Below are 13,280 nucleotides of genomic sequence, written 5' to 3' on the forward strand. Positions count from 1 at the left end.
CTCAGCAGCAGGGCTATCCTCAGCAGCAGGGCTTCCCTCAGCAGCAGGGCTATCCTCAGCAGCAGGGCTTCCCTCAGCAGCAGGGCTATCCCCAGCAGCAGGGCTTCCCTCAGCCCGCTCCCTACGGCGGCGGCGCTATGCCCAACTCTATGTATCAGCAGAATATGAACGCGGCTCCCTACAGACAGGGATATACAGGTCATTCATTACACGGCGGCAATGTTTACCAGCAGCCTCAGAGCGTGAGCGTTACGCTTACCTCAAAGCCTACAGGCGAGAGCGCTTTCAAGAAGCGTCTCAATAATTTCCTTGGCGACGATATTGAAACTGAAACAGGCGACAGTATGTCGAAGGAGGATATGCTCAAGCAGGCAAAGGACAGGAAGAAAGTCGCAAAAGCTAACCTGAACTTCAAGAAAAAGATGTGATACGCGGATCGGGAGCATATATATCAGGAATATGGCTCCCGCCGATCTGAACTGCCGCATCTTCGTGACTTTGAACGGCATGGTTATGCGGCATGACCATCTGATACCAATGTAGCATTTTTAGTATTGCATTTCATTCTGATCTGTGCTATAATTATTTTATATGATTATAGTCAGGTACTTTACATCAAAGTCATTGACCTGTTTTATATTCTCAGATGCACAGTTAAATTTCGTGTTAAGGAAAGGGATAGCTATGAATTATTTGCTCAATATTGATGAAGCGATAGACCGAAAGTTCCTTGTGACCAAGGCTATGAAGGGTCAGGCTGAGGTAGGCACCATAATCCACGTTATGGACGCTGAGCAGCAGGGACAGTCTGTTATAGTTTACTACCGCGTCACAAGATACAACGAGAAATTCCATGATTATCAGGATTATACGGCAAAGTTCGAGAATCTGTCTGCGTTCTGCAAGTGGGCGCAGCCCGATAACTTCATTGCCCGTAACTATGAGTGCTTCAGTCTCAGAGACATTCAGCACTACATAAAAGTCAAGAACAAGAACTTCACTTCCTTCTGCCTCCCGATCATTCTGATCGCCGCTATTATCATCTGGGTACTCGCACTCTTTGTACTCAAGGGCGTTGTGGGAATAATCGTAGGCGTATTCCTGACATTACTGGCTGCATTTGCAGCACTGTATCTGCTCAAGAAGATCAAGAAGAAGGAAAAGATGCGCCTGTACCGGAAGGTCAGCGCAGGCTGGGGCGTAGTTTTTGAATAAAAGCCCCTTCGCAAGGCTTCATCATTGACCTGATACTATAATTTCCCTTGAACTGTATCATCAATATCAATGCCCCTTTAAGGAGCTATGGTCTCATGCCATAACTGCTTAAAGGGGCATTTTGTATGCATCTGTTCTAAGCTTTCCTGACCTTCATTCCCTCGGCCAGCTTCTTTGAGCTGCTCCTCACCAGCTTTGTATCGGGCGGCAGGGCAAAGTCCGTGACCGCGTAGACATTGTCGTTTTCCTCCACTATCTTCACCGAAGCGGTATGCACCACATACTGCTTCCCGAGAAAGCCCTCTGTCTCCTCAAGGTAGAATATACTTCCCCTGTTGTCGCCGCTGAGGGTCACCGTATCCACGGGCAGACAGGTATACCTTTCCTCGGATATGCAGCTCTTTGTCATCTCGCCGTTTTCTCCCGGCTTCACATCGTCGCTGTCCACTGCAGCCTCTATCCTGTAGCCGTCGCCGTCCTTACCCGTCAGCAGAGTGACTTCGCAGTCCTTCAGGCGCTGCTTGCCGCCGCTGAAGGATATATTCACCTTATCGCCCACGGAGATATACTTCACCTCGTCGGGATCCACCATTCCCGAGAATATCTTCCCGGAGCTCTCATCGGATATGATGAATGCCGCTGTCTCGGCAGTCACGTCTCCTGCACGGAGATTCACCTCCGTCATAAGGCCTCCCACGGGACTGTTTATGTAGCCCTCGTGCTCAGCCGCCTCTTTCAGGGCGTCAATCCTCCGCCGGAGCTGCTCCGCACCGCTGCTGAGCTCGGGAGAGCTGCTGACCAGCGCAACTGCCTGATCGGTAGTCATATCCCCTGCGCCTGCCGCCATGTCCGTGACCACACCTGCTATGGGACTGCAAACCGCGCCGCCGCTGTTATATACGGCATTATAGCGGTCAAGCTCCCGCTGCTTCTCGTCTATCCGCAGGGACAGAGCCTCGGCGGAGCGCTGATCCTCCACTTCGTACATACCGTCGCGGCTGAGCCTGTCCGCCGCAAGCTCGTCCTCCATATCACGGATATGGCTGAGCAGATAGTCGGTATCCAGACGCATGAGCACCTGTCCGCCGTACACGGTATCCCCTTTTCTGACGCAGACCTGCGCCACTCTCAGCCCCGACTCAGTGAATACGGGAGTTTTGCTGCCGCTGTAGGGCGAGCCGTTCTCCATGAACTCCGCCAGCTCCTTTTCCGCAGCTGCGGTCATATCGGCAATATACTCCTTGTCAAGGCGCATGAGATGAGCTCCCTTGCCTATCCTGCCGCCCTGCTTCACGAAGACCTCGGCCACTCTCAGCCCCTCCGCCACAAAAACAGGTGTCTGCCTTTCGGTGGTAAGGGAGCCGCTGCACCTCACCTTGTGGACGATGCTGCTCTCCTTTATGCCTTCGGTAGTTACCACGGGCATTTTCTCGGTTGTCACCATACGGGAGATAAAAGTCATCGCCAGCATAGCCCCGAGGAATATGAGAAAGAGCTTCACAGCTCTGCTTTTTATATTGTTCTTCATAGCTATTCCTTGAGCGCCGAGGCGATTATGCCCCGCTCAAGCTCCTCCTGTCCTATAACGAATACGAACGCCGCAGGTATCAGCGTTACCGCTGCCGCCGCAAGGAGTATCACTCCGTTGCCTGCTCCCAGAGTCGGCAGATAAAGCGACAGCGGATAGAGTCTTTTGTCCCTGAGAAATGTCAGCGGCTGCTCCACCATGTTCCACAGGTCGAGAAAGCATATGACCATACACGAGAGTATCCCCGACTTTCCCAGCGGAAGCCCGATGTACCTCAGCACCTGCCATTCATTTGCACCGTCTATCCTTGCGGAGTCCGCCACATCACGGGGGATATCCGCAAAGCCGCGGTATATGAGGAATACGGGAAATGTCGAGAACACCGCGGGAAGTATCACCGCCAGCCTTCTGTTCATCAGTCCCAGACCGTCTATGACCAGATACTGGGACAGCATGGTGACCTGAAACGGCATCAGCATGAATATGACGTATATATTGAAAAGCAGCTTCCTGCCCCTGAACTCCGCCCGTGCAAAGGCCCATGCTGCAGGCACCGCCGTAAGAGTCTGGAATACAAGTATAGTCCCCACCATGAGCAGCGAGTTCCAGAACACTCTGTAGAATTCGGGAGAATACACTAAAAGCTCCCTGAAATTGGCTATAGTCGGGTACTGAGGGAGAAAGTCCATCTGCGAATACCTGCCGCTGAAGTTCACAAGTGGAGCAAGTGTGTCTCTCAGCTCCTCCTCCGCCTGAAAAGGCAGTATCACAGCAAGCAGCACGGGAAAGAGCACAGCTGCGCACAGCGCCGCCATGACCCCATATACCGGAAAAGCTGCTATACGTTTTTTCATGGTCATGTCTCCTCTCTGTCCCATGCTCTCTGAAGCAGCACTATTGCCGCAAATATCACCGAGAACACTGCCACCGCCGCCGCGGCCATCTTGTCCAGATCCATATTCACGAACCAGTTGTTGAACAGGTGCTGCAACAGGTATATGCTCTTGTGGGGATAGGCTCCTGCAACCAGATATGCCTCGCGGAACACCTTGAAGGAGTTCAGGAAGGATATTATGGTAATGGTATAGAGCGCAGGCTTCAGCTCGGGAAGGACTATCCTGAAAAGTATCTGCCTCTCATTTGCTCCGTCCACCCTTGCGGCGTCCGTAACAGCTGTGGACACGCTCATTATACCTGTCAGCCACAGCAGCACCGTATACCCCAGGTTCTTCCATATATAGCTCCCCACCAGCACCCACAGAGCCTTTGACGAGCCCAGAAAGCTCACCGCCTCATGTCCGTGTGAGGTGAGGATATTGTTTATCCAGCCCGTATCTCCGAAAAGTATCTGCCATATGAGCACAAGAGCCGCCGTAGGTACAGCCAGCGGAAACAGCAGAGCCGACTTTATCAGAGCGATGTGCCTAAGCCTGCTGAGACCGTAGGCTATAAAAAAGGACAGCACTATCAGCAGCGGTATGCAGACCGACGTGAAGAGAAGTGTATTCTTCACGGCAAGACGGAAGGCCTCGTTGCTGAATACTGTCCTGTAGTTGTTTACCCCGACAAATTCTCCCGTCACCGCCGCACAGAAGGATCTGCGCACCGAGTCTGCAAAGGGCAGGAAGGTGAATATGAGGACTCCCGCCATGCTTGGCAGCAGGAATGGTACGAACCATAGCCTTCTGCGCGGTATCTTGCCTTTTATCATAACTATTCCTTCATTCTCAGTTCAAGCTGCTTCACCGTATCCTCCGCAGCCTGCTCCGCAGTCACAGTGCCCTCTATGCACTTCGTTCCTGCGGTTTCTATTATCTCTCTGTCGGCATAGTTTATATATACGGGCTTGTCAAGGCTCCTTATATAACTGTCGAAAGTCTTTACCTCGTCGTTGTCCATACATTTTACCTCTAACGACTCATAAGCGTCGGCAGCCTCGCCGTCCATGCTACTGGATATTCCCATGAAGAAGTCGTTATCCACGTTCATGTTCTTGTCATAGAACCATTTCAGCGCCTTTTCGTTGACTGGGAAGCCGTCATAGTAGTTGCCTGTTTCCTGCGCATCTTCGTCAAAGGCATAGGCCAGGAATTTCAGTGCGGCGTCTCTGTTCTTGCATGACTGAACTATGCCCAGCTGACATACGGGCAGGAAGCTGCGGCTGTCCTCGCCGATACCAAACCTGTAGGCTGTCTTTATAGGAGCATCAGCCTCATCGGACGATGTCAGCACATTGATATCATCCGTTATGCTGCTGACAGCTCCCGTGGCAAGAATATAGTCATTGTAGAATCCCAGCGTGTATCTCGAAGTAAAGATGCAGTCCGTGGTCATATTCTCATCACCGGCACTGGAATACCATATAGCTTTTTCATCGGACAAACACTTATCATTATTGTAAAGACGCTCGCAAGTGTCGAAGAACTCCGCCAGCTTCTCCTTGTCGGGACCATTCCCCAGAAGCTCATTCCCCTCATACATAAGACCTATGCGGATAGGATCGGTCATATCGAAATAGTCCATCAGGGTATACTTCGGGTCATGCTTTTTTCTGTTTTCCTCGCAGATATCAGCAAGATCCGCGTAGCTGTCTATCTTTTTCAGCACCGACTCCTCCGCACCCACAGCAGGAATACGGAACCTGCAGGCAGCGCTGTAAAGCTTGCCGCTGCGGCTGTCCCAGTCGGTGATATTTGTGAGGAGCCCGCCCTCGGGACGCCATTTGTCCTCACAGGCAGCAAGGTCCTCCAGCATATTCTTCTCCGCCAGATTGTCTGTATCCAGTCCGTCAAGTATCATGATGTCGGGAGCGCTTCCCGAAAGTATCTGAGTAGTCAGCTCCTTCATGGCGTCGCTGTAGGTCATACCATCTTTCATGCCCACCTGATGATCCACCTTGATATTCCTGTTATCGGCGGCAAAGTTGCTTATGAGCTTATTCACCGTGGCGCTGTCCTCAAGACTGTAGACCTTCAGCTCCGAGGTTATGGCCGTCTCCAGCTCAGGATCAAACCTGTAGCTGTACATACCGCTGAAAAAGGCTCCGAAGACCGTACCGTCCTCACCGCAGGTAATTGATACCAGGGTATCCGAAGGGTCTCCGAAGCGGCTGATGTAGCCGTCCATGAGCTGCTCCACAAGATTGCCGCCGTTGATATAGCGATACAGACCGTCAGGGCAGCCTATATATATATCGTTATCCCTGCCGCTGCACATATCCATCAAAAGCTCGGTGCCGCTGCTGCGAGGCTTGTAGCCGCTGAGGAAGGACTCCAGCGCCTCGGGGAGCTCCTTCGCGGTGCCGCCTGCGGTATCGCAGCAGTGGGCTCCGTCGCCGTCTATGTAGATAAGATCGCCGTTTATTATATCAAAAGCGGATATCCAGTCCTTGATATCGGCTATCTTGGCAGTGCTGCCATTTTCCGTGTCTATCTCATAGATCGCATCATAGGACGAAGCAAAGAGCTTCCCGTCCTCTGTGAACTCCGCGGTCTGAAAATACGGAAATCCGCTTATCTGCTTTGTGCTGCCGTCGCTTCCGATGAAGAAGGGGCCGCTTTCCTTCTGCACAAGGAAGCCGTGCTCCGAGGCTGCATAAATATTGTATATATTATCGTCATTCTCGCTGTCAAGTCCGTCAAGCACGTCCCTGAACACTCTGTCCCCTTCCTTTGAGATATAGCAGAGCTCATTTGTATAGGGCATTATGGTACCCGTCTTTCCGCCTATATTCACAAACTCGGAAACGTTGCCCAGATCACCGTAGGCGAACTGCATCTTTTCCTCCACATATCCGCCCTTTGAGGTGAGAGCAGTCGCTGCCGCAGGCTTTCTGCCGCTGCACGAAAATGCGGAAGCCGCCATTACAAGTGCTGATATGAATGCTGTTATCTTTATCATTTTTTTCATTTTGCATTACCTCCTGTCCTTATGCTTCTATAATAACACATCAATCTCTAAATCTCCTCTAAATATTCTCTAATTTTTCTCTAATTCTTTCCAGTTTCAGAATTATGTGTTATAATATACATGACAAACCGAAAGGAATGAGGTATATGCGTATACTTATTATAGAGGACGACAGGGAGCAGTGTACTCTTTTGCAGTTCCGTCTGGAAAAGGAGGGCTACTCCTCGGATATATGCTGCGACGGCGACGACGCGGCCTATTATCTAAGCAGCAACGCCTATGATCTTATACTCCTTGACTGTATGCTGCCCCACAAGGACGGCCTCACCATTCTCAGGGAGCTGCGCACGAGCGGTAATACCGTTCCCGTTATAATGCTCACCGCTCTGGGAGAGCTGGGCGACAGGATATCGGGACTTGACTGCGGCGCTGATGACTATATCGTCAAGCCCTACGAATTCGGCGAGCTCATGGCAAGGATACGCTGCCGTCTCCGCAGGAGCTCCGGCATAGAGAGCCTTGACAGGCTCTGCGTGGGGGACATCAGCTTCTCCGCTGAGGAAAAGGTGCTGACAGGTCCCGCGGACAGCTGCACCCTGTCCAACAAGGAGGGCGAGCTCATGGAGCTCTTCCTGCGCAATCCCGACCAGACCATATCCCGCTCCACCATATTGTCAAGGATATGGGGCGCGGACTATGAGATAGAGGACGGCAACCTTGACAATTACATCTATTTTGTCCGCAGACGCCTCAGAAAGGTCAGCAGCACCCTTGCCATAAAGACCGTTCACGGCGTGGGCTACCGCCTTTCAACGGAGGGCTGACCATGTTCAGGAAGGTACACATAAGGCTGACCCTGCTGTTCACGGCGGTCTGCACCCTTGTGATAGCCGTCATGTCGGGGCTTTACCTGTATATCAGCCGCGTAAGCCTGCGGGACAGCGGCTACATGAGCTTCCGCACGGATATAGCTTCATTCAGCGCAAGTCTCTCTGACAGCCGCGTGATATCACAGAACCGGATCAATTCCGTCAGGAACAATTACAGCTACGGCTTCTACATATACGATAACGACAGGCCCCTGCAATTCACCGCCGACGCTGCCGCCTCCGACGGCGGCCTCATAGACAGCATCAGGCAGGAATTCTCTGCAGATATCATGAAGCTGCGCTACACGGGCTCCGTCAGCAGCGAGATCGTATCCTTCAGCCGCGGCGGAAAGAATTACTATGTGGGCATTATATGCCTCAAGGGCGATAACAGCTTCACCGAGATATATATAACGGACTCTCTTGACAGGGAAACAAAGCAGTTCCGCTCCCTGCTGAGCAAATTCATTGTGATAATACTGTCGGCGGCGGCAGCTCTGTTCATATTCTCATACTTCTTCACAAGAAGGCTGCTGCTTCCCATAAAAAAGACCCATGAGCAGCAGGCACACTTCATAGCGGCCGCCTCCCATGAGATACGGAACCCCGTGAATACCATAATCTCTGCCCTTGACGCCATGGACAGCTCAGAGGGACAGCAGCAGAAGGATTTTGCGGATATCGCCCGCAAGGAGGGCAGACGCCTTACCCTGCTCACCGAGGATCTGCTCACGCTGGCAAGATCCGATAACGGCAGCCTTACGGCGCGAACGGCTCCCACAGAGCTGGACACCCTGCTGCTGGACTGCTGCGAGGCATTTACGGCTCCCGCAAGAGAAAAGGATATCAGTATAGATATAAAGCTCCCCGACGAGAACGTGCCCGAGGCAGAGGTGGACGCCGAGCGTATAAAGCAGGTCATATCCGTGATACTCAGCAACGCCGTCAGCTATACTCCCCGGGGCGGCAGGATAGAGGCAGTGTATACCGCCGACCGCTCATGGCACAGGATACGCATATCCGACAGCGGCAGCGGCATTCCCGATGAGGACAAGGAGCGTATATTTGACCGCTTCTACCGCGCCGACCCCTCCCGTGAGGACCGCTCTCATTTCGGGCTCGGTCTTGCCATAGCAAAGGAGATAACCGACCTCCACAACGGCACCATTACCGCAGAGGACAGCCCACTGGGAGGAGCCTCCTTCGTGATATCCCTCCCTGCAAAGGAATAAAACAGACAGCCGCAGAGACAGTGAAAAGTCTCTGCGGCCGTTTTTCTGTAAAAGCAAAAGCTCCGCGTCATGCGAAGCTTTCGGAAGGAATATCAAAGCCCAAGGATATTTCCCCAAGCCTTTTATCATTAATATGCTGCCCCTTGGTTCAGGGAAGGGTCAAGGCGCAGCATGGAGGGGTATCATGCAAAAGCGGTCTTTCTTGCAGACAGCTCCAGGTGCTTGTAAATATCGAGCCAGATGTTCTTGCCGGGCTCGGTCTTTCTTATGCGCTCTCTGCTGGCTGGATCGAAGAACCTCTTGAACTCCGTCAGCTCGTTGAGGAAGCTGTCATTGTACTTGCTGAGCATTATGTCAAGGTTGTTCTTCCACTCGCTGTAGCGCTTGCTGTCAAACTTCTCCTTCTCATAGAGATGGAACACGGCCACACCGGGATTATACTCTATATCCACGCCGTTCTTCATCATACGGTAGCCGAATTCCCAGTCCTCCACCTCATTGCCGAGGTAGTTCTCGTCGATACCGCCGTAGCGTCTTATGCACTCCATGGGTATGGAGAGATTGGAGGTCTGTGTGAATATCATCTTATACTTCACCTTATCGAAGTCATAGCGATAGGGCTCCAGCATTTTCAGACGGATATCCTTGATATAATAATAGCTCTTATGCTTGTCGAGACCGTAGGTCTCGGGCTCTGTGAGCCAGTAGCGTATGCCGTTCTTCAATAACTCGCGGTTCTCAAAGAACACCTCGTCGTTGTCCTCGAACACCTGCTTGGTAAGGCCGAACTGCATAACAGGTCTGCCGTACTTCTTGTATGTATCGTAGTGACCCGAAATGAAGTCCTTTGTAACTATCTCGTCGCCGTTGAGGAAGATGAGAAGCTCTCCCGAGGCACGCCTGATACCCTGATTTTTTGCCTGACCCTCTCCTGCTCCCGTTATGGTGAAGCAGCGCACCCTTACTCTTGAAGGATGCTCCGAGATATGCTCCGAAAGCCCGTCTTTTTCTCCGTAGTTTACAAAAATAAGTTCATACTCATCATGCGGAAAGCGCTGATTCTCCAGCGAGTTATACAGCCTTTCCACTCTGTCGGCAGAGCATGAATAGGATATGATTACGCTGCATTTCATTTTGATTCTCCTGATTCTCTTTGTGTTTTTTGCGGTATCCCCATACCGCAGGCCCTTTTCCCCTGCTTTGAATGCAGACCGGTTTTATCTATGACCAAGTAAAATTATAACTCAATACCCTTGTTAATTTCAAGTAAAATGCGCCAAGTGTAATTTTTGTGCGTGAAATGCATCTTTTTGTTCATGAAATATTCATTTTTACCCGAAAATCTCCCTGTAACCGATTGACAAACTATTTTTTTTATAGTATAATTAATCCGTTACATGTTTTAGCGGAGATGACCGTTCTGCGTTGATTCGTCAGAATTTTAAACATCACCGCGTTCTTACAAGGGGGGATAGGTGCATTGAAGATCGCTGTATGCGATGACGAGAGAAAATTTTTAACTAAAATCAAGGAGGATCTCTCTTCCCTTCAATCCTATGAGGACGAGTTTTCCTTTGACGAATTCAGAACAGGCAGAGATCTCCTTGCCGAGTTCACACGGGACAAATACGCTATCATCATTCTCGATATCGAAATGCCCGGTCTCAACGGTCTGGAAACTGCTGAATTCATCAGAAAAATAGACGATAAGGTCATTATCATATTCCTGACCAGCTATGAAAAATTCGCCTGTCAGGGCTATGCGGTAAGAGCCTTCAGGTATATCCTGAAGAATCAGCCGCACTCCATCTATATGAAGCAGCTTGACGACGCTGTCCGCGAGTATTACCGCAATACGCGCTATATCATCGCATCTGACGGCGACAAGGAGGAAAAGATCCCCACCGACGATATACTCTATATCGAGGTATTCTCCCATAAGCTGCTCATACATACAAAAAACGGTGACTATTTCACCAAAGGCACCCTTTCCGAGCTCGAAGCGCAGCTCTCGGATCTGCTTTTCGCGCGTCTTGACAAAAGCACTCTCGCCAATATCGCCAATATCGACTATATCCGCAAAAACGAGGTCATACTCACCAACGGTGACACTCTTTTTGCAAGCCGGAACCATATCAAGAACATAAAACAATGCTTTATGGACTATAGCAGGAGCAGGTGGAGCTGATGTTTACATCCGAAACTATCATTGAAACTATCAATTGCTTTATCGAGGCAAGTATAGTTGTATTCTATCTTTATCAGATAATGAAGCAGCATTGCAGGTATTCGCCGAAGCTGCTTATACTGCCGACAATCGCAATGTACATCATAATCGAAGCCATGACCGTCACCCACACCAATCCCTGGGTAAAGCTTTTCGTCATGTTCGCCTCGATGATGATAATTGCCGTCACGACATTCAAAAGCAAGCTGCGAAGCATACTTTTCTACTGCCTGATGTTCATTGTGGTCATAGTGGCCTCGGAGATAATACCTATGGGAGCCGTTATGCTGCTGAATCTGGGAACGCCGCAGGAACAGCTTAATTCAGGCATGGGAAGATATATAGGCATGGCCTGTTCAAAGCTGTTCTGCTTCTGGATATGTATTTATATCGCAGAATATCTCAGGCCGAAGCAGAGAGAGCTGCCCTTCAAGAACTGGCTGCTCATCATATTCGTCCCCCTGCTGAGCCTGATAGTGCTCAATGGTATCTTCGTTTCACACTCGCTTTCCCCCAGAAGGACCATCGTTTACCTTATGTCGGTGGCGGGAATATTCCTTCTGAATATATTCGTTTTCGACTTCTTCGATACCTACTCCAATACCATAAAATTGCAGGTAATGGAGCAGCGCCTTAAATCGGAGGAGGAGAATTACAGACTGATAGAGACAAAATACACCGAGATACGCCAGCTCAAGCACGATATCAGCAACCAGCTGGCCGCCGCAAAGCGAATGTTCAGACAGGGCTCGGGCCCAGAGGCCGTTGTGCATCTGGACAGGCTGTATTCAAAGGTCTCTGAGGCCAGCGGTGTGTGCTATACAGGCATATCCGCCGTTGACGCCATAGTCAATATGAAATGGAGCCAGTCACTCAAACTGGGTATCCCCTTCTCATGCAAGGTAATGGTCACCGACCAGATGGATATCGACGAGCTCCTCCTTTGCAGGATAATCGCAAATCTCCTCGATAACGCCATAGAGGGCACTCAGCGTTATGAGAGCGATGATAAATACGTATACATATCCATCATACAGAACAATAAAAAACTGAGGATATGTGTGATGAACCCCTCCGACGAGGTGGACGCGGACAACCTTACCACAAAGAAAGAAGGCTACGGCCACGGTATAGGAGTCAACAGCGTCCGCGAGGCCGTCAGGAAGCTTGACGGTATCCTCTCCTTCAAATGGGAGAAGGGTATCTTCACGGCCGACATTATGATAGCATACTGAAGTAAATGCCGAAAGGCATTTACTTTCTGCTCATTATATTAACAAAGCGTGAACAAAAGCATACATTTCACGCTCAAAACCGACATTTCACGCTTAATACTTGATTTTCTGCTTTCAATGAGGTAATATATTTTTTAGGCCTGTTCCGTCTGTAAACAGGCTTATATCTGCGGCCGTCTGCCGCAGGTAACTCCGCTTAAATGGGCTTTTGTCCCCTGCGGAGACTCCTTTTTGTCATGCAGATGTATTAACCCCCCATACCGAAAAGGAGTCTCCGTGATTGGAAAATTATCGCTGAAAACTGCGGTTTTCTTCTCAGATAACAATATAATAAGCTCTGAGGACGTAGAGGCTTATGCCTATGGACTGGAAATACTTATCTCCACCGTGATAAATTTCATGGCGGCGATTTTTATTGCCCTGCTGACAGGCGAATTCTTCGCCTTCGCTGTATGTCTTACGGCATTCATCACCCTCAGACTCAACGCAGGCGGCTACCATGCCAAGACCCATGCGGGCTGCATATCCGTACTTGTGATCTTTCTGCTGGTGTTCACTGCCGCAGTAAAGCTGCTGCCTCCGCCTGCAAAAACAGTATTTTCTGCAATATTCATGATCGTATCTCTAATTACGATATCATTCTTTGCACCTGTTGAACATCCTAATCATCCTCTTTCCCTGAAATCAAAGAAAAAGCTGAGATCAAAGACACTTATTCTTCTTGGTATGTGGCTCGTTTTATGTATCGCTTTTTATTTTTTAATGCCTGAGATAACATTCTATGCCGCTTCGGGCGTGTTTACCGCTGCGGCTACCATGACAGCTGAAAAACTCAGATCCATTAAGAATAAATTAATAAAGGAAAGGAATATATAAATTGAAAAGGATCAAGACATTTTTATTGAAGCACGGAGCTCTTATTGCTGCAATGGCAATGGCAGCAGGAACTGAATCCATGTCCAAGGCCTGCTGGTTCTGGTTCAATCAGCCCAAGGTACCCGAGGGCATGAAGAAGTTTGCTAAGGAAGAAGCATAATATCAAAACAGGACGGCTTAAAAGCCGTC

General features: G+C 50.0%; 12 protein-coding genes and 1 pseudogene. 8 read left to right on the forward strand and 5 right to left on the reverse strand.

The annotated features are described in order from the left end of the window. Together Q0Y65_RS07915 and Q0Y65_RS07920 are read left to right on the forward strand one after the other, a co-directional pair. A pseudogene (locus Q0Y65_RS07915) lies at positions 1 to 428 on the forward strand (hypothetical protein); the annotation flags it as partial. A gap of 256 nt (positions 429 to 684) precedes the next feature. After that, positions 685 to 1,215: a hypothetical protein gene (locus tag Q0Y65_RS07920; protein ID WP_297958707.1), complete on the forward strand. Its 531-nt coding sequence runs from the start codon at positions 685 to 687 to the stop codon at positions 1,213 to 1,215. A gap of 136 nt (positions 1,216 to 1,351) precedes the next feature. On the opposite strand, the gene Q0Y65_RS07925 is transcribed toward Q0Y65_RS07920, so the two are convergent. The 4 genes from Q0Y65_RS07925 to Q0Y65_RS07940 are packed head-to-tail and all read right to left on the reverse strand — an operon-like array spanning position 1,352 to position 6,652. Then, positions 1,352 to 2,743 (reverse strand): hypothetical protein, encoded by a 1,392-nt coding sequence (locus tag Q0Y65_RS07925; protein WP_297958709.1) that lies wholly within the window; start codon positions 2,741 to 2,743, stop codon positions 1,352 to 1,354. A 2-nt stretch (positions 2,744 to 2,745) separates the two neighbouring features. Next, positions 2,746 to 3,597, reverse strand: coding sequence for a carbohydrate ABC transporter permease (locus Q0Y65_RS07930; protein ID WP_297958711.1), 852 nt, complete (start codon positions 3,595 to 3,597; stop codon positions 2,746 to 2,748). A 2-nt stretch (positions 3,598 to 3,599) separates the two neighbouring features. Next, positions 3,600 to 4,454 (reverse strand): carbohydrate ABC transporter permease, encoded by an 855-nt coding sequence (locus Q0Y65_RS07935; protein ID WP_297958713.1) that lies wholly within the window; start codon positions 4,452 to 4,454, stop codon positions 3,600 to 3,602. Between the two features lie 2 nt (positions 4,455 to 4,456). After that, positions 4,457 to 6,652 carry an ABC transporter substrate-binding protein gene (locus tag Q0Y65_RS07940; RefSeq protein WP_297958715.1) on the reverse strand — a complete coding sequence of 732 codons (2,196 nt, stop codon included), beginning with the start codon at positions 6,650 to 6,652 and terminating at the stop codon, positions 4,457 to 4,459. Between the two features lie 146 nt (positions 6,653 to 6,798). On the opposite strand from Q0Y65_RS07940, the gene Q0Y65_RS07945 reads away from it, so the two are divergent. Then, entirely contained in the window at positions 6,799 to 7,476 is a 678-nt protein-coding gene (locus Q0Y65_RS07945) for a response regulator transcription factor (protein WP_297958717.1), read from the forward strand. Positions 7,477 to 7,478: 2 nt separating this feature from the next. Then, positions 7,479 to 8,753 (forward strand): HAMP domain-containing sensor histidine kinase, encoded by a 1,275-nt coding sequence (locus Q0Y65_RS07950; RefSeq protein WP_297958719.1) that lies wholly within the window; start codon positions 7,479 to 7,481, stop codon positions 8,751 to 8,753. A 182-nt stretch (positions 8,754 to 8,935) separates the two neighbouring features. Here Q0Y65_RS07950 and Q0Y65_RS07955 read toward each other — a convergent pair whose 3' ends face one another. Next, positions 8,936 to 9,886 carry a glycosyltransferase family 2 protein gene (locus Q0Y65_RS07955; protein ID WP_297958721.1) on the reverse strand — a complete coding sequence of 317 codons (951 nt, stop codon included), beginning with the start codon at positions 9,884 to 9,886 and terminating at the stop codon, positions 8,936 to 8,938. 347 nt (positions 9,887 to 10,233) lie between these two features. Between Q0Y65_RS07955 and Q0Y65_RS07960 the strand changes: the two genes are divergently transcribed. The 4 genes from Q0Y65_RS07960 (at position 10,234) to Q0Y65_RS07975 (ending at position 13,251) form a co-directional block, all read left to right on the forward strand. After that, positions 10,234 to 10,941, forward strand: coding sequence for a LytTR family DNA-binding domain-containing protein (locus tag Q0Y65_RS07960; protein WP_297958723.1), 708 nt, complete (start codon positions 10,234 to 10,236; stop codon positions 10,939 to 10,941). Next, positions 10,941 to 12,215 carry a sensor histidine kinase gene (locus Q0Y65_RS07965; protein ID WP_297958725.1) on the forward strand — a complete coding sequence of 425 codons (1,275 nt, stop codon included), beginning with the start codon at positions 10,941 to 10,943 and terminating at the stop codon, positions 12,213 to 12,215. The genes Q0Y65_RS07960 and Q0Y65_RS07965 overlap by 1 nt, the downstream gene beginning before the upstream one ends. A 276-nt stretch (positions 12,216 to 12,491) precedes the next feature. After that, complete coding sequence (locus Q0Y65_RS07970) at positions 12,492 to 13,091, forward strand: accessory gene regulator ArgB-like protein (protein ID WP_297958728.1); 600 nt, start codon at positions 12,492 to 12,494, stop codon at positions 13,089 to 13,091. Between the two features lies 1 nt (position 13,092). Next, the gene (locus Q0Y65_RS07975) at positions 13,093 to 13,251 is read left to right on the forward strand and encodes a cyclic lactone autoinducer peptide (RefSeq protein ID WP_297958729.1); all 159 of its coding nucleotides are present in this window, start codon (positions 13,093 to 13,095) and stop codon (positions 13,249 to 13,251) included. Positions 13,252 to 13,280: the final 29 nt, after the last annotated feature.

This window comes from uncultured Ruminococcus sp. (genome assembly GCF_947301925.1).
Taxonomy (GTDB): Bacteria; Bacillota; Clostridia; order Oscillospirales; family Ruminococcaceae; genus Ruminococcus.